15 protein-coding genes are annotated in these 16,155 nt (G+C 72.5%); 12 read left to right on the top strand and 3 right to left on the bottom strand.

Annotation, left to right across the window (positions count from 1 at the left end):
• Positions 1-21 precede the first annotated feature (21 nt).
• The 5 genes from ACZ607_RS19925 (at position 22) to ACZ607_RS19905 (ending at position 5,726) form a co-directional block, all read left to right on the top strand.
• Positions 22-1,899, top strand: a complete 1,878-nt coding sequence (locus ACZ607_RS19925; protein ID WP_469736276.1) for a CocE/NonD family hydrolase — start codon at positions 22-24, stop codon at positions 1,897-1,899.
• A 21-nt stretch (positions 1,900-1,920) separates the two neighbouring features.
• Positions 1,921-2,715, top strand: a complete 795-nt coding sequence (locus ACZ607_RS19920) for an integrase (protein WP_469736274.1) — start codon at positions 1,921-1,923, stop codon at positions 2,713-2,715.
• 135 nt (positions 2,716-2,850) lie between these two features.
• Positions 2,851-2,940 carry a putative leader peptide gene (locus tag ACZ607_RS19915; protein WP_469736272.1) on the top strand — a complete coding sequence of 30 codons (90 nt, stop codon included), beginning with the start codon at positions 2,851-2,853 and terminating at the stop codon, positions 2,938-2,940.
• Positions 2,941-3,150: 210 nt separating this feature from the next.
• Positions 3,151-4,302, top strand: coding sequence for an LLM class flavin-dependent oxidoreductase (locus tag ACZ607_RS19910; protein WP_469736270.1), 1,152 nt, complete (start codon positions 3,151-3,153; stop codon positions 4,300-4,302).
• A gap of 83 nt (positions 4,303-4,385) precedes the next feature.
• A complete protein-coding gene (locus ACZ607_RS19905) occupies positions 4,386-5,726 on the top strand; it encodes an MFS transporter (RefSeq protein WP_469736268.1) in 1,341 nt (446 codons plus the stop codon).
• 76 nt (positions 5,727-5,802) lie between these two features.
• Here the strand turns inward: ACZ607_RS19905 and ACZ607_RS19900 are convergent, their stop codons facing one another.
• The 3 genes from ACZ607_RS19900 to ACZ607_RS19890 all read right to left on the bottom strand — a co-directional run bounded on the left by ACZ607_RS19900 (position 5,803) and on the right by ACZ607_RS19890 (position 8,749).
• Entirely contained in the window at positions 5,803-7,158 is a 1,356-nt protein-coding gene (locus tag ACZ607_RS19900) for an NtaA/DmoA family FMN-dependent monooxygenase (protein ID WP_469736266.1), read from the bottom strand.
• Positions 7,159-7,168: 10 nt separating this feature from the next.
• On the bottom strand, positions 7,169-8,272 hold the full coding sequence (locus ACZ607_RS19895) for an LLM class flavin-dependent oxidoreductase (RefSeq protein ID WP_469736264.1): 1,104 nt from the start codon (positions 8,270-8,272) through the stop codon (positions 7,169-7,171).
• 336 nt (positions 8,273-8,608) lie between these two features.
• Positions 8,609-8,749: a putative leader peptide gene (locus ACZ607_RS19890; protein ID WP_469736262.1), complete on the bottom strand. Its 141-nt coding sequence runs from the start codon at positions 8,747-8,749 to the stop codon at positions 8,609-8,611.
• Between the two features lie 214 nt (positions 8,750-8,963).
• Between ACZ607_RS19890 and ACZ607_RS19885 the strand changes: the two genes are divergently transcribed.
• From ACZ607_RS19885 to ACZ607_RS19855, 7 genes are all read left to right on the top strand, one after another.
• Positions 8,964-9,107: a putative leader peptide gene (locus ACZ607_RS19885; RefSeq protein ID WP_469736260.1), complete on the top strand. Its 144-nt coding sequence runs from the start codon at positions 8,964-8,966 to the stop codon at positions 9,105-9,107.
• 121 nt (positions 9,108-9,228) lie between these two features.
• Positions 9,229-10,845, top strand: coding sequence for an ABC transporter substrate-binding protein (locus tag ACZ607_RS19880; RefSeq protein ID WP_469736258.1), 1,617 nt, complete (start codon positions 9,229-9,231; stop codon positions 10,843-10,845).
• Entirely contained in the window at positions 10,842-11,792 is a 951-nt protein-coding gene (locus ACZ607_RS19875; protein ID WP_469736256.1) for an ABC transporter permease, read from the top strand. Before ACZ607_RS19880 ends, ACZ607_RS19875 begins: the two co-directional genes overlap by 4 nt.
• Positions 11,789-12,718, top strand: coding sequence for an ABC transporter permease (locus ACZ607_RS19870; RefSeq protein WP_469736254.1), 930 nt, complete (start codon positions 11,789-11,791; stop codon positions 12,716-12,718). The genes ACZ607_RS19875 and ACZ607_RS19870 overlap by 4 nt, the downstream gene beginning before the upstream one ends.
• A complete protein-coding gene (locus ACZ607_RS19865) occupies positions 12,715-14,463 on the top strand; it encodes a dipeptide ABC transporter ATP-binding protein (protein ID WP_469736252.1) in 1,749 nt (582 codons plus the stop codon). Before ACZ607_RS19870 ends, ACZ607_RS19865 begins: the two co-directional genes overlap by 4 nt.
• A 181-nt stretch (positions 14,464-14,644) precedes the next feature.
• Positions 14,645-15,169, top strand: coding sequence for a GNAT family N-acetyltransferase (locus ACZ607_RS19860; protein WP_469736250.1), 525 nt, complete (start codon positions 14,645-14,647; stop codon positions 15,167-15,169).
• A gap of 70 nt (positions 15,170-15,239) precedes the next feature.
• Entirely contained in the window at positions 15,240-16,067 is an 828-nt protein-coding gene (locus ACZ607_RS19855) for a DUF1684 domain-containing protein (RefSeq protein ID WP_469736248.1), read from the top strand.
• Positions 16,068-16,155 lie beyond the last annotated feature (88 nt).

Genomic DNA, 16,155 nt, shown 5'->3' with positions numbered 1-16,155 from the left:
CCACCCAGCCGGGAGAAGCATGTGAGAGCACGTCGCACGGCCACCTGGGCCGCCTCCGCCCTCGTCACCACCCTCGCGCTGACCGGCGTACTCGCCGGTCCGGCAGCCGCCTCCGCGCCCACCGCGGCGCAGGACCGCACGGGGCCGGCCGCCACCGCCTCCGGCCCCGTCACCCACGAGGAGAACGACCGCGTCCCCCAGGGCGCTCGGTGGACGCAGCACTACTTCCCGTCCTCGGACCGCTCCGGCACCGAGCTGCACGCCGACGTGTTGCTGCCGGAGGGGCTCCCGAAGAAGGCGAAGGTGCCCGTCATCCTGTCGGTCGGCCCGTACTTCGGGCACTCCGGGCAGACGGACGCCGAGGGCTGGGCCCACACCGGCCCCTCCTCGCGCTTCCAGGACTTCATCGAGGGCACCGACCTGTTCGACCAGGGGTACGCCTTCGTCATGGTCGACCTGCGCGGCTTCGGCGGCTCCACCGGCTGTCTCGACTGGGGCGGCCCGGGCGAGCAGGCGGACGTGAAGGCGGCGATCGACTGGGCCGCGAAGCAGTCCTGGTCCACGGGCGCGGTGGGTCTGTACGGGAAGTCCTACGACGCCTCGACGGGTCTGATCGGCAACAACCTGGACCAGCGCGCCCTCAGGGCCGTCGTCGCCCAGGAGCCCGTCTGGGACATGTACCAGTACATCTACTCCAACGGGGTGCCCCGCCCGAACGTCACCGGCACCGCCAACGCCTACAACTCCATCGCCACGCTCGGTCAGCTGCCGGACGACGACCCGCACTACGTCGCCAACTCCCGTTATGAGGAGGACCATCCGGAGTGCCTCACGCAGAACGCGGCCGGCTACCGGACAGCCGACCAGAACGACCCGTTCTGGACCTCCCGGGACCTGGCCAAGGCGGCCAGGGGCACGGACACCCCGCTCTTCGTCACCCAGGGCTTCATCGAGAACAACACCAAGCCCGAGGAGATGCAGGAGTACCTGGACAACCACAAGGGCCCCGAGCGCGGCTGGGTCGGCCAGTGGGAGCACGTACGCGGCGGGGACCGCACCAGCGACGGACGCCTGTCCATGGGGCGTGAGGGCTGGTACGACGAGACCCTCTCCTTCTACGACCAGTACCTCAAGGGGATCAAGCCCGCCGTCCGCTACCCGGCCTACTCCGTCGAGGACTCCACCGGCGCCTGGCGCGCCCAGAAGACCTGGCCGGTCGTGGAGCGTTCCGTCAAGCTCCCCCTCGGCGGCGGTGCCTATGTGGACGACGGCGGCCTCTCCTCCCTCGCCGCACTGGCGACGTCCGGACTGCCGGAGCTCCGGGGGCGCGTGAAGGTCTCCGGCGAGTGGGACATGGAGAACGCGCCGACGATCGACCCGGCGGCGCCGAAGGGCCTGGCCGAGGGGCAGGCCCGGCTCCAGAGCACCGGGGCGGTCACGTCCAGCTTCTTCGTGTGGTCGAAGGCGCTCAAGAAGTCCGTACGGGTCACGGGCACCCCGCAGATCTCCCTGACCGCCAAGGGCAAGGGCAACGTCATGCTCAAGCTGTATGACGTCGCCCCTGACGGCACCGCCGTGATGTTCGACGAGCAGGTCTCGCTGCTGGACTCGGGCAGGCTCACCGTCGACCTCAAGGCGACCGACTGGACGCTGGCGGCCGGGCACGTCCTGGCGGTGGAGATCGGGTCCATCCGGACCGGCTCGTGGCAGGACACGCCCTCGGGCGAGAAGATCCAGGTCAAGGGCGCACAGCTCCGGCTGGCCCTGGACGACCCCTCCGACGACGTCCCCACCGGAGGTGCTCGCTCTCCGTACCTGGACACCTATCTGCGCCAGTACACGGTGGATCTGCCGGCCGGTCCCGCCTCGTTCACGATGGTCCCGGGCGGCCGTCCCTGACCCTCCGGAAGGCGGAGCGGCATGCGGGTGCGGATGGCGAGCGCCGCGGCACGGGACGGCCGGGTGAACGAGGACTTCACCGGCGCCGTGCCGACGGCGGCCGTTCTGGTGGACGGCGCCGGGATTCCCGGCTCCGAGTCCCTCTGCCGGCACGGCGTCGCCTGGTACGCCACGCGGCTGGGAGGCAGCCTGCTGGGCCTCCTGTCGCTGGTGCCCGGGCGCGGCCTCCCGGCGCTGCTGGCCGAGGCGATCGAGCAGGTGGCGGACGTCCACCGGGACACCTGCGACGTCGCCGACGTCATCGCTCCGTCGGCGGCCGTAGCCGTCCTGCGTCTGTCCGGCGGTCTCGTCGAGTACGCGGTCCTGGGTGACGCGACCGTCGTGCTCGACCGGACGGACGGCCCCCCGCTCGTCGTCTCCGATCCCCGGGAGGTGGTCATCAGCCGGTCGTACGAGGCCGCGTTCGAAGCCGCCCCCGAGGGGAGCGACGCGCGCCACCGGGTTCTGCGGGACCTGCGGTCCCACCGGAACCAGCCGGGCGGCTTCTGGGTGGCCAAGGACGATCCGCGAGCAGCGGACGAGGCGGTCACCGGAAGCTGCCCGGTCTCCGGGCTGTCCGGTGCCGTCCTGCTCAGCAACGGCGCCGGCGGCATCGTGGACCGGTTCGGGATCTGCGACTGGCCGGAGGTCATGGCCGTCCTGGCGTCGAGCGGCCCCGACGAGGTCATCCGCCGTGTCCGGCGGGAGGAGGCGCGCCACGCGGTGGCGCCGGACGATGCGACGGTCGCGTACTGCACCGGCCTCGACGAGTTCTGACGCCTGCCGGGGCCGGTCACCGGCCCGGTACCCGCCGCGCGTCCGCCTCCGGCACCACGCGCTCCGCCTCTCCGGTCTCACCTGCTGACACGGTGGCCCGTCAGGACTTGAGCCGAACGGTGCCACTCCCCCACAATGCCTGGCATGACCGCTGCTGCCGACCTCCTCGTGGCGCGCCTGCACGTCGACCTGTGTCGCCAGTCCAGCGCCACCTGTCGCGGCTGACGCCTGCCGGGCCCTTGGGGCCCCGGGGCCACCGGCCCTGAGCCTCTCGCGCTTCGGCATCCCCCCACGGCACCGCACCACCGCGGCCCTTTCTCCCCCGTGTCCTCGCCTGCCCCGGCGCGCCCTTGAACGTGCGCCGCCGGGCAGCCGCGGCATGCCCCCAACGGCATGCCGGCACGCCGTCCTCCGCATCCCCTCCGGAGCCCCCGTATGTCTGCTCTCACCTTCCACTGGTTCCTGCCCACGACCGGTGACAGCCGCCACGTCGTCGGCGGCGGCCACGGCTCGACGCCGGGCACCGCCGGCGGCGACCGCCCGGCCTCCATCGAGTACCTCGGCCAGATAGCCCGCACCGCCGAACAGCTCGGCTTCGTCGGGGCGCTCACCCCGACGGGCGCGTGGTGCGAGGACGCCTGGCTGACCACGGCCATGCTCACCCAGGTCACCGAGCGGCTGAAGTTCCTCGTCGCCTTCCGCCCCGGCCAGATCAGCCCGACGCTGTCGGCACAGATGGCGGCGACCTACCAGCGGCAGTCCCACGGCCGGCTGCTGCTGAACGTCGTCACGGGAGGCGAGTCCGCCGAGCAGCGCGCGTACGGCGACTTCCTCGACAAGGACCAGCGCTACGCCCGTACCGGGGAGTTCCTCGACATCGTGCGGCGGCTCTGGGCCGGTGGGACGGTCGACCACCGGGGCGAGCATCTGCGGGTCGAGGGCGCCGCGTTGAACCGGCTGCCCGACCCGGTGCCGCAGATCTACTTCGGCGGCTCGTCACCGGCGGCCGGTGAGGTGGCCGCGCGGTACACCGATGTGTATCTGACCTGGGGCGAACCTCCTCAGCAGGTGAAGCAGAAGATCGACTGGGTGCGCTCGCTGGCAGCCGCCCGGGGACGCACCGTACGGTTCGGCATCCGTCTGCACACCATCACCCGGGACACCTCGGCGCAGGCGTGGGCCGAGGCGGAGCGGCTCCTGTCCGCCATGGACCCGGAGCGCGTCAAGGCGGTGCAGGAGGGCCTGGCGACCAGCGAGTCCGAGGGGCAGCGGCGGATGCGCGAGCTGCACAACAGCGGGGACACCGGAAATCTGGAGATCTACCCCAATCTGTGGGCGGGCGTCGGCCTGGTACGCGGCGGTGCGGGCACGGCCCTGGTGGGCAGCCACACGGAGGTCGCGGACCTCATCGAGGAGTACCACCGGCTCGGCATCGAGGAGTTCGTCCTCTCCGGCGTGCCGCATCTGGAGGAGGCGTACTGGTTCGGCGAGGGTGTGCTGCCGCTGCTGGAGAAGCGCGGTCTGTGGCGGCACCCGGCCGGTCCGCGTCCCGTCGAGGCGGGCATCGTCCCGTTCGCGGGCCGTTGAGCGCCGCCCCCGTGCCCTCGGAGGCACGAGACGGCGACCCGGATCCGGGTCAGGGCCCCACGTCCCCCCGGCGGCTGAGGACCGTGGTCTTCGCCAGCCTGCTGGGCACCACGGTGGAGTGGTACGACTTCTTCCTCTACAGCACCGCTGCCGGGCTGGTCTTCAACAAGCTGTTCTTCCCCACGGCCGACGGCACGGTCGGCACGATGCTGTCGTTCGCGACGTTCGCGGTGGGGTTCGTCGCCCGTCCGGTGGGCGGGCTGCTCTTCGGGCACCTCGGCGACCGGATCGGCCGTAAGCACACCCTGGCGTTCACGATGGGTCTCATGGGCGTCTCCACCGCGCTCATCGGCCTGCTGCCCACGTACCAGCAGGTCGGTGTCCTCGCTCCCGCTCTTCTCCTGGTCCTGCGGGTCGCCCAGGGCGTGGCGCTGGGCGGGGAGTGGGCCGGGGCGGTGCTGCTGGCGGTGGAATACGGGCCGCCGGGGCGCAAGGGCAGGTTCGGCAGCTACCCACAGATCGGGCTGGCGCTCGGACTCGCCCTGGGCACCGGTGTGTTCGCGCTGCTGAGCAATGTGCTCAGCGAGTCGGCGTTCATCGACTACGGGTGGCGCGTCGCCTTCCTCATCAGCCTGGTGCTGGTCGTGGTCGGGCTGACGGTGCGTCTGAAGATCGACGAGACGCCTGCCTTCAAGGCGGCGCGCCGCCTCCAGGAACTGCCGCGCGGGGCGCCGCTGGTGGAGCTGTGGCGTGAGCCCGCCGCGCGCCGGCACGTGGTGCTGGGCATGCTGGCGCGATGGGGCGAGGGGGCCGCCTTCAACACCTGGGCGGTCTTCGCCATCACGTACGCGACCGGGACGCTCGCCCTGGACCGTACGCCGGTGCTGCTCGGGGTGACGGCGGCGGCGCTCGTCATGGCCGCGCTGATCCCGGTGTCGGGGACGGCCGTCGACCGCTACGGGGCCCGCCGGGTCTACCTGGTCGGCATGGCCGCGTTCACCGTCTCCGTCTTCCCGGCGTTCCGGCTCTTCGGCACCGGCGGGACCTGGGGCTTCGCGGCTGCTCTCGTCGTGACGCTGGGGATCGTGCACGGCTCGTTCTACGGGGCCCAGGGCACCCTGTTCGCCGGTCTGTTCGCGACGCCGGTCCGCTACACCGGCATGTCGTTCGTCTATCAGATGTCCGGCATCTTCGCGTCCGGCATCACTCCGCTGATCATGACCGCGCTCCTGGCGCTCGGCACCGGCAGCCCGTGGTGGGCCTGCGGCTACCTGGTGCTGACCGGCCTGGTGAGCGTATGGGCGACCGGCCGGCTGCGGGATGCCGATCAGCACGTACCGACCGGGCGTACGTCCCCGGCCGGCCCCACGTCGGCGGATCCCGCCGCCCTGGTGGGCGCGGGCGCCGACGGCTCGCGGACCTGACGGGTCCGGCCGCCGGCCCGGGTGGGTACCACCCGGGCCGGCGGTTCGGCCGATGGGCTCCGCGCGAGGGGGACGCTCAGGCCGGCGCGGGGAGGTCGAGGTGTTCGCGCAGGGTGGTGCCCCGGTATTCCGTGCGGTAGACGCCCCGTTCCTGGAGTTCCGGGACCAGCTTGTCGACGATGTCGGTGACGGAGGCCGGCAGCAGGTGCGGCAGGAGGTTGAATCCGTCGACGGCGCGGGCGTCCGCGTAGCGGGTCCACTCGTCGGCGACGGACGAGGGGGTGCCGACGAACGACGGGTGTCCCGGGGACACTTCGAGCGCCAGGTCGCGGATGGACAGTCCGCGTTCGGCCGCGAGGTCCCGCCACTTCTGGATCAGGGCCAGTTTGCCGGTGCGCCGCTCGATGGAGATCGTGCCGCGCGAGGGGTCGAGTTCCTCCTCGCCGGGCTCGATGTCGGGCAGCGGTCCGTCCGGGTCGTACGCGGACAGGTCGGTGCCCCAGTACTGCTCCAGGAAGGCGACCGCCCTGGCCCCGTTGACCTGCTCGCCGCGCACCCAGCGCGCCTTCTCCTCCGCGTCCGCCGCGGTGTCACCGAGGACGACGCTCGCTCCCGGCAGGATCCGCAGCGAGTCCGGGGTCCGGCCGTGGCGGGCCAGCCGGTCGCGCAGGTCGGCGGCGTAGGCCACGGCCTTGCCGTACTCGGTGTTGGCGGAGAAGACCACATCGGCGTGGCGGGCGGCGAGTTCGCGGCCGCCGTCGGAGTCCCCGGCCTGGAACAGCACCGGGCGGCCCTGACGGCTGCCCGGCACGGTGGCGGTCGCCCGCAGGGCCACGAGGTCGGTGTCCCGCTCCACCTGGCTGACCGATCCGGGGCGTGCCCAGCTCGCGGCGTGGCCGTCGGAGGCCACGGTGTCCGGGGCCCAGGACGCCCACAGCTCCTTGGCCGCCTCGACGAACTGTCCGGCGCGCTCGTAGCGGCGTTCGTGCTCCAGCCAGCCTCCGTGACGGAAGTTGGCACCGGTCCAGGCGTTGTCGGTGGTGACGATGTTCCAGCCGGCCCGGCCTTCGGAGAGCAGGTCCAGGCTGGCCAGCCGGCGGGCCAGGTCGGCCGGATAGTTGTACGTGGTGTTCTGGGTGGCCACCAGTCCGATCCGTTCGGTGACGGCGGCCAGCGCGGACAGCTGGGTGATCGCGTCGGGGCGGCCCGCCACGTCGAGGTCGAAGACCTTTCCGCGGTTCTCCCGGACCCTCAGGCCCTCGCCGAGGAAGAACGCGTCGAACAGGCCGCGTTCCAGGACCCGCGCGATGTCGACGAACGTCTCGAACTCCGTGTGGGAGGGCGCGTGCGGATCGGTCCAGATCAGCTGGGGCCCGACGCCCGTGAAGAACACTCCGAGGTGGAGCTGCGGACGGGCGTTCCGTTCGGACATGGCAGTCACCTCAGGCGTTCGTGGCCGCTGCGGCGGCGTAGCGGTTGGCGGGACGGACGAGGCCGAGCGTGTCGCGCAGCGTGGCGCCGGCCCTGGGCAGACCCGCCCCGGTCAGTTCGGGCAGCACCCGCTGGGCCAGGACCGGGAGGTCGACGGCGAGCACGGCCGGGTGCAGCCTGACTCCGTCGACCGAATCGGCCAGTTCACGCAGCAGCTCCAGCAGCGACTCCGGGGAGCCGACGTGGCGCAGCCGCCCCGAGTCCGGCCAGGGGGCGGCACCGTCCAGTTCGGCGAGCCGGTCGGTGGCCGGGACCGCCGCGTCGAGGACCACCTCCAGCTCGGCGAAGACCAGCGGCGCGCCCGCCTCTCCGGCTGTGGCCGCGCGGGCGGCGATGGCGGCCGGGTCGGGCCGCCCGACCAGGACCACGTCGGCCCGCGCGTCGGCCTCCAGTGCGTCCGGGGCCAGGACGACGATCTGGCCCTGCGGCGGACGCGGGGTGATCAACGGCCCTTTGACGGTGAAGGACTCCCCTTCGAAGTCGATGTGGTGCACCCGGGCCGAGTCGAGGAACCGGCCGCTCGCCACGTCCTTGATGACCGCGTCGTCCTCCCACGAGTCCCACAGAGCCCGGGCGGTGTCGATGACATCGGCGGTCTCACGGGCGAGGGCGGCTGCGGAAGGGGCCGCTCTTCCGACGGTGGCGAGGTCGTCCTGCCCCGCCGCCGCACCGACCACCCAGCCGGCCCGCCCGTGCGAGGCGTGGTCCAGACTCGCCAGCTGGGTGGCGAGGTGGAACGGTTCCGTGGTGGCGACGTGCAGGGTGGGCGCCAGACCGATCCGGTCGGTCAGGGGTGCGGCGTACGAGGCACGGGTCCCGGCCTCCAGCCGTCCGGCCGCTCCGGGGCCCTCGCCGGGCGGCAGCGGTGAGTCGGCGAAGGTGACGAGGTGGAAACCCGCGTCCTCGGCCGCGGCGACCACGTCGCGGAGGGCGCGTGGGCCGAGGACGGCTCCCGGGGCTCGCCCTGAATGGCGCCAGGCGGCGGGGTGGGCGCCGTCGCCGTCGACTTCCAGGGCCGGGCTCAGTCCGGCGAGGCCGGTTTCACGGTCGGTCATGGGGTGGTACCTCCGGTCGGAGTGGAATCGGACGCATGGGGATCGGCAGGGGTGGGAGGGCGCTCCGGGCCGGCCGGCCGGCCCCGGCCGGGGGCGGATCGTCAGCAGGCCGGCGGGAACCACCGCGAAGGACACGGGGTTCACCGCGAACGCCCCGCCCGTACCGGTCAGGGCGGTCAGCACTCCGGCGCGGAGCTCGTGACGGCATGGGCACGTGGCTCGCGGCGCACGTCGGCGCGGCGGGACGGGAGTGTGAACGCGCGGGGGCACGCGGAGGGTCGCGCGGGGTGCGCGTTCAGAGAGCGGCGCGGACCGGAGCGAGGGGCCCGTACGTGCTCAGCGCCGAGGCGAGGTCCTTTGACACAGCGCGCTGCTCACCCTGAGCAGGTCGACGTGGCGCCGGCCGACCAGCAGCCCGGAGGCCGCGTCGTGGTGCGTCGCACGGCCGGGGTGCTCGCGGGAGATTCGCTTCTGCACGGGCCGGGTCACCTCGCAGCCGTCGGATCGGTCAGGGGCTCGGCGGAGGCCGCTGACGCGTGTGATCTCTTCACGTTAACCGTTCGACCACCGTTGAACAATGCCGCCATGGGAGCAGCCAACGCTTCCTTCTCACACCGGTGTTCGAGCTGATACGTTGCGTGGCACCGTCCCTCGTGGACGATGCCACATGTGCGAAAGGACCGCGCCTCCCATGCCGTACCAGCCGATCGCCGCCGGGGTCACGCCCCCGAGCCGGGCTGCTGGTGCGCACCGCGCGGGATTCTTCCGGCCCCGCCTCGCGGCCCGTCGGCACATCGATCTGCACCGCGTCTCCAGCGCCATCTGTCAGGCCTGACGTCATTACCGCCTGACCGGCCCGCGTCACAGCCTGGCCCGTTCCCGCGTACACCCGTGTCCGCGCGGGGCACCGGCCGTGCCCGGGTGCCTTCCCCTTTCTGTTTCCTGGAGAAACGCCGATGTCCGGACCACGTCCGCAGCTCCGCTCCGCCCTGACCGCGCTCGCCGCCGTCACCGCCCTGTCGCTGTCCACCACCGCCTGCTCCTCGACCTCGGCGGACAGCGCCGGCGGCTCGACGCCGCACTCCGGGGGCCGGCTGTCCTTCGCCCTGGCGTCCGACCCGATCTGCGTCGACCCGCAGCAGGCGGGCAACAACGACGCGATCTATCCGGCCCGCCAGCTGGTGGACTCGCTGACCGACCAGGACCCGAGGACGGGGAAGATCGTGCCCTGGCTGGCGAAGTCCTGGGAGGTGAGCGAGGACGCGACGGCGTTCACCTTCCACCTGCGCGAGGGCGCCACCTTCAGCGACGGCACCCCGGTGAACGCCGCCTCGGTGAAGAACAACTTCGACGGCATCATCCGGCTGGGGGCGGAAGCCGTCCTCGGCAGCAGCTACCTGGCCGGTTACCGGAGCACCACCGTCATCGACGAGTACACGGCGAAGGTCACCTTCTCCACCCCCAACGCGCAGTTCCTGCAAGCGACATCGACGTTCACGCTCGGGCTGCTCGCCGAGTCGACCGTCGAGCTGCCCGCCGACAAGCGGTGCACGGACAACCTGGTCGGCTCCGGACCGTTCACCCTCGTCGACTACACGCCGAACAGGTCCGTGGAGGAGCGCAGGCGCGCGGGGTACGACTGGGGCTCCTCGCTGTGGCGCCACAAGGGCCCCGCCTACCTCGAAAAGCTGTCCTTCAAGGTGATCCCGGAGTCGGGGGTACGCACCGGAAGCCTGCGGTCCGGCCAGGTCGACGCGGTGGGCGGAGTCGCGCCGCAGGACGAGGAAGGGCTGAAGGGCGCCGGTTTCGCGCTCCAGGCCCGGGCCAACCCGGGGCTGCCGTTCGCGCTGTCGCCGAACGTGGCGCGGCCCTTCACCAAGGACGTCAGGGTCCGTCAGGCGATCCAGAAGGCCCTCGACCGCCAGGAGATCGTCGACACGGTCCTGAGCGGCAGCTACAAGCCGGCGACGAGTTCGCTGGCGAGCACCACGGCCGACTACACCGCTCTCCGGGACAAGCTCGGCCATGACGCCGCGGGGGCGGGCAAGCTGCTCGACGAGGCCGGCTGGAAGACCGGCTCGGACGGCATCCGCACGAAGAACGGGAAGAAGCTCACCCTCAAGGTCGTCTGGGCGTCCAACTTCGGGCCCAACCAGACCGCCCTGGAGCTGATCCAGCAGCAGCTCAAGAAGGCCGGGATCCAGATCACCCTGCGGTCCTCCACCATCGGGGACTACGTCGCGCTCCGTCAGAAGGGCGACTACGACTTCGCCTGGGGCAACTCGACCCGGGTGGACCCCGACATCCTGCGCACCGGGTTCTCCGGCAAGCTGCTCAACTTCGGCCACCTCTCCGACCCCGAGCTGGACGGCCTCCTGGACAAGCAGGCGGCGGCGAGCGACCCGGCCCGGCGCGCCGCGTACGTGGCGCAGGCCCAGGAGACCGTGCTGGACAAGGCGTACCAGATCCCGGTGTTCGAGCTCACCACCGTCCTCGGACTGTCCGAGAAGGTCCACGACCTGGACTTCGAGGCCTCGTCCAGGCTCCAGTTCCACGACACGTGGCTGTCATGAGGACGTATCTGGCGCGCCGGCTGGCGCAGGCGGTGTTCGTCCTCTGGGCGGCGTTCACCCTGTCCTTCGCGGTCCTGTACCTGCTGCCCGGCGACCCCGTGTCGATCATGGCGGCGGGCGGCGGCGAGACCAACGACGTCGGCCCGGAGCAGATCGCCGAACTGAAGAAGGCGTACGGGCTCGACAAGCCGGTGGTCGCGCAGTACGGCACCCAGCTGTGGCACGCGCTCCAGGGGGACTTCGGGAGCTCGGTGCAGAGCGGTGAGGAGGTGGGCCGTCTGATCGCCACGAGCCTGCCGGCCACGCTGGAACTCACCTTCGCGGCCCTGCTGCTGGCGCTGATCCTGGGCGCGGGTGTGGCGCTCCTCGGTACGTACACCCGGTGGCCCTGGCTGCGGCAGGCGCTGCTGTCGCTGCCGGCGCTCGGCGTCTCCGCGCCGACGTTCCTGGTCGGTCTGGTGCTGGTGCAGCTCTTCTCGTTCCGGTGGGGCCTGCTGCCGGCCATCGGCAACGAGGGCTTCGAGAGCCTTGTCCTGCCGGTGATCACCCTGTCGCTGCCCGCCGCCGCGGTGATCGCCCAGGTCTTCGCCAAGAGCCTGCGGACCACGCTGGCCGAGCCGTACGTCGAGACCGCGCTGGCCAAGGGGGCGAGCCGGGCGCGGGTGCATTTCCGGCACGCCACCCGCAACGCGTCGATCCCTCCGCTGACGGTGCTGGGCATGCTGGTCGGCAATCTGCTGGCGGGCTCGGTGGTCGTGGAGACGGTGTTCTCGCGGACCGGAGTGGGGCGGATCACCGCCACGGCGGTGAGCGCCCAGGACATTCCCGTGGTCCAGGGTCTGGTGGTGTTCGGTGCGCTGGTGTTCGTCCTGGCGAATCTGGCGGTCGATCTCGTGTATCCGCTGCTCGATCCGAGGATCACGACGGGCGGGGTGGTGGCGCCGTGACCGAGCTGATGACCGCCGAGGCGCTGACCGGCACCGGCGGGACCCGGAGCCCGCGCCCGCCGGCCGTCGACCCCTCGGAGCGGGAGGGCACGGGCGAACGGGCCCGGCGCACGGGCCGGTTCCTGCTCCGCTCCCCCGGGCTGGTGCTGTCGGTCGTGCTGGTGGCCTTGGTGGTCGTGGCGGCTTTCTTCCCAGGTGTGTTCACCTCGCGGGATCCGCTGTCCGGGGTGCCTCGGGACCGGCTCCAGGGCCCCGGCGCGGACCATCTCTTCGGCACCGACCAGCTGGGCCGTGATCTGTTCACCAGGGTGGTGCACGGCTCGGCCCTGTCGCTCCAGGCGACCGTCGTCGCGGTGGCCGTGGGCCTGGTGGTGGGGTCACTGATCGGGCTGCTGGCCGGATATCTCGGCGGCCGTGTCGACGATGTGCTGATGCGTGCCGCGGATGTCCTGCTGGCCATCCCGAGCCTGCTGCTGTCGCTGGCCGTGGTGACGGCGCTGGGCTTCGGGACCGTCAAGGTCGCGATCGCCGTGGGTATCGCGAGCGTGGCGAGTTTCGCGCGCGTCATGCGCTCCGAGGTGCTGCGGGTGCGGGGCGCGGTGTACGTGGAGGCGGCACGCTCCTCCGGGGTGCGCTGGTTCGGTGTGCTCCTGCGGCATGTGCTGCCGAACTCCGCCGGCCCCGTACTGGTGTACGCCGCCCTCGACTTCGGCGCCGTCATCCTGCAGGTGTCCGCGCTCAGCTTCCTCGGTTACGGCGCCGTCCCGCCGGCCCCCGAGTGGGGCTCGCTGGTCTCGGGCGGCCGCGACTACCTGGCCACGGCGTGGTGGCTGACCACGCTGCCGGGCCTGACCATCGCGGCCACCGTGCTGGCCGCCAACCGGATCTCCCGGGCGCTCGACGGGGAAGGCGGGGAGAGGCGATGAGCGAGGAACCACTGCTCCACGTGCGCGGGCTGCGGGTGTCCTACCGCACCCGCTCGGGGACCGTACCGGCCGTACGCGGGGTCGATCTGGCCGTGGGGGCGGGCGAAGTCGTGGCGGTGGTCGGTGAGTCCGGCTCCGGCAAGAGCACGACGGCCCACTCGGTGATCGGGCTTCTGCCGCCCGGTGGGACGGTGGAGGCGGGGCAGGTCCTCTTCGACGGGGTCGATCTGAGCCGGGTGACGGACAAGGAGCTCCGGGCCCGGCGCGGCCGCGACATCGGGCTGATCCCGCAGGATCCGATGGTGTCGCTCAACCCCGTGCAGCGCGTGGGCGCCCAGGTCGCCGAGGTACTGCTGATCCATGGGCTCGCCGACCGGGACACCGCGGCGGAACAGGCCGTGGAGATCCTCGGTCAGGCCGGTCTCCCCGACCCGGCGGTCCGTGCCCGGCAGTATCCCCACGAGCTCTCCGGCGGGATGCGGCAGCGGGTGCTGATCGCCGTCGCGGTGGCCGCGCGCCCCCGGCTGGTGATCGCCGACGAGCCGACCAGCGCCCTGGACGTCACCGTGCAGCGGCGGATCCTGGACCATATCGGGAGCCTCACCCGGGAGTCGGGCACAGCCGTCCTGCTGATCACCCATGACCTCGGGGTCGCGGCCGACCGGGCGCGGCGGATCGTGGTCATGGCCCAGGGCGAGGTCGTCGAGACGGGTTCCACGGAGCAGGTGCTGAACGCCCCCGGGCATGCCTATACCCAGCGGCTGCTGGCCGCCGCGCCGAGCCTGGCGGGAGGCAGGCTGGTCGTCCGGCGCAGGGGTGCCGCCGTACCGGCCGGCACACCGGCGGCCGGTACGCGGGCCGATGCCCGTGGGCGCGACGGCGACACCGACCCGGGCGTCGCCACGGACCTCGGCGCGACCAAGGATCTCGGCCTCGCCACGGATCTCGTCGTCGCCCGCAACCTCGTGAAGCACTTCCCGCTGCCCGCCGGGGCGGGCGGGCACGGCGGGGCCCGGACCCTGCGGGCGGTCGACGACGTCAGCTTCCGGATCGGCCGTGGGGAGACGTTCGCGCTGGTCGGCGAGTCGGGTTCCGGCAAGTCCACCACGGCGCGGCTCGTGGTCCGGCTGGCGGACCCCTCGGAGGGCGGTGTCACCTTCGACGGGCAGGACATCACCCGGCTGCGCGGCGGCGCGCTGCGCCGGCTGCGGCGGCGGATGCAGATCGTCTACCAGAGCCCGTACGCGTCGCTGGACCCGCGCCAGTCCGTCGGGGAGGTGATCGCCGAGCCGTTGCGGGCGTTCGGCGTCGGCAGCCGCCGGGAGCGGGCGCGGCGGGCGTCCGACCTGCTGGAACGGGTGTCGCTGCCGGTTTCCGTACTGCGTCGCAGGCCGTCCGAACTGTCCGGCGGCCAGCGGCAGCGGGTGGCGATCGCCCGGGCGCTCGCTCTGGAACCCGATCTGGTGGTGTGCGACGAGCCGGTGTCGGCGCTGGACGTCTCCGCGCAGTCCCAGATCCTGGAGCTGCTCGTGGACCTCCAGCGCGACCTGGGCCTGAGCTACCTCTTCATCTCCCACGACCTGGCCGTGGTGCGCCAGATCGCCGACCGGGTGGGGGTGATGCGGCGGGGGCGTCTGGTGGAGACCGGCACGACGGACGACATCTTCGCGGCGCCGTCCGATCCGTACACGAAGGAACTGCTCGCCGCCATCCCCGGCAGGCGGCGGGAGACCGCCGCCCCGTGAGCCCCGGAGGCCACGCCCGGAGCCGGGCGGGGCACCCGGGTCCGCGGCAGAGACCGTCTCGACGCAAGGAGCACGCTGCATTGGACGTCCACGCATCCCCGGCCGATGTCCTCGGTTGCACGCCGCCGGTGCGGCGCAGCCGTGCCACCGGCGCGGCGCCCGCACCCGTCCGCGGTGCCCGGTGAACGCGGAGCGGCCCCTCGACACGGACGTCCTGCCGTCGCGTGGGCCCACCGTGCGGTGGGTCGCGGCGGGCTGGGACCACCCGGACGCGCTGGCCCTGCGCAACCGGATGGACGCCGAACTCCGGCCCCGCTACGCGCCCTTCGACGCACAGCGCGCGGGCCGTCGCCCCGGGCCGCCGACCGCCGGGGAGATCGTCGTCACCTGGCTCGCGTACGAGGCCGGGCGGCCGCTGGCGACGGCGTCCCTGAGACTGCTCACCCGGCGGGACCGCGAGGACCTCTACGAGGTCAAGCGCGTCTACGTGCATGACGAGCACAGGGGACGCGGCCTGGCCAGGGCGGCGCTCGACGCCGTCGGGGCCAGCGCGCGGGCGCTCGGCGTGCGCCGGCTCTCCCTCCAGACCGGAAAGCTGCAGCCGGAGGCCATGGGGCTCTACGAACGGCAGGGCTGGCGCCGGATCCCCTGCTACCCGCCCTACGACACCGACCCGTTCAGCGTCTGTTACGGCAAGGATCTCTGACCCGTCCGGAACGGGCGGGCGGCCCGGTCCCGGCCACGTATCCACCTGCACACCACACGAAGGAGCTGACATGACTGTCCAGGACGCCGGCGTCGACCGGTCGGATTTCGTCAAGGACTGGGAGCAGTGGCACCAGGAGCACGAGGCGGTGCTCGCCGGACCGCACGGTTTTCTCGCCATCACGAGCCTGCACTGGCTGAACGCCGAACCCACCCGCTTCGAGGACGCCCCCGGAGCCTGGTCGACGACGCCCGAGGGAGTGGTGGTCGAACTGGCGGAGGGCGAGGAACTCACCGTGGACGGTGTGGCGGTGCGCGGCCGGTACGACTTCGGCGTCATCGGGGAGAGGGAGAGCCTGTACCCGGGATTCGGCGACGCGGTGATCGAGGTCGCCAAGCGGGGCGGACACGACATCCTGCGCCCCCGCCACCCGGGGAACGCCCTGCGCACCGCGTTCACCCGCACCCCCACGTACGCGCCCGACCCCCGCTGGGTGCGCCCCGGCCGCTTCGTCCCCTTCGACGCGCCGCGCGCGGTGACCGTCGGCGCGGCGGTCGAGGGCCTGGAGCACGTCTACGACTCCCCCGGCCAGGTCGAGTTCGAGCTGGACGGTGCGGTTCACCGGCTCACGGCCTTCAACGGCAGGGCCGCCGGAAGCCTGACGGTGCTGTTCACCGACGCGACCTCAGGGGTGACCACCTACGCCGCGAACCGGTCCCTGCCGATCGCGGCTCCCGACGCCGAGGGCAGGGTGACCATCGATTTCAACCGCGCCGCGAACCTTCCGTGCGCCTACACGGATCTGGCGACCTGCCCGCTGCCCCCGACGGAGAACCGGCTGCCGGTCGCGATCGAGACGGGCGAGAAGATCCCTCTGGAGCGCGGCGGACAGCCCTGACCACGTAGGGCTCCCGGGTCGTTCCGGCCGGCGGAACGACCCGGGAGCACGTGTCCGGAGCCGGGCCCCCAGGCCGTTTGGTGGAGAA

It is taken from the genome of Streptomyces sp. NPDC104381 (assembly GCF_055583745.1).
The sequence above is the reverse complement of the archived record's forward strand: the minus strand, read 5'-3'. Positions and strand labels throughout refer to the sequence as shown.

What these genes read in the sequence shown, in the direction of transcription:
- ACZ607_RS19855 (WP_469736248.1), top strand. Translation starts at nt 15,240, where the DNA reads ATGACTGTCCAGGACGCCGGCGTCGACCGGTCGGATTTCGTCAAGGAC.
- ACZ607_RS19885 (WP_469736260.1), top strand. Translation starts at nt 8,964, where the DNA reads ATGCCGTACCAGCCGATCGCCGCCGGGGTCACGCCCCCGAGCCGGGCT.
- ACZ607_RS19865 (WP_469736252.1), top strand. Translation starts at nt 12,715, where the DNA reads ATGAGCGAGGAACCACTGCTCCACGTGCGCGGGCTGCGGGTGTCCTAC.
- ACZ607_RS19875 (WP_469736256.1), top strand. Translation starts at nt 10,842, where the DNA reads ATGAGGACGTATCTGGCGCGCCGGCTGGCGCAGGCGGTGTTCGTCCTC.
- ACZ607_RS19915 (WP_469736272.1), top strand. Translation starts at nt 2,851, where the DNA reads ATGCCTGGCATGACCGCTGCTGCCGACCTCCTCGTGGCGCGCCTGCAC.
- ACZ607_RS19920 (WP_469736274.1), top strand. Translation starts at nt 1,921, where the DNA reads ATGCGGGTGCGGATGGCGAGCGCCGCGGCACGGGACGGCCGGGTGAAC.
- ACZ607_RS19880 (WP_469736258.1), top strand. Translation starts at nt 9,229, where the DNA reads ATGTCCGGACCACGTCCGCAGCTCCGCTCCGCCCTGACCGCGCTCGCC.
- ACZ607_RS19895 (WP_469736264.1), bottom strand. Translation starts at nt 8,272, where the DNA reads ATGACCGACCGTGAAACCGGCCTCGCCGGACTGAGCCCGGCCCTGGAA.
- ACZ607_RS19910 (WP_469736270.1), top strand. Translation starts at nt 3,151, where the DNA reads ATGTCTGCTCTCACCTTCCACTGGTTCCTGCCCACGACCGGTGACAGC.
- ACZ607_RS19900 (WP_469736266.1), bottom strand. Translation starts at nt 7,158, where the DNA reads ATGTCCGAACGGAACGCCCGTCCGCAGCTCCACCTCGGAGTGTTCTTC.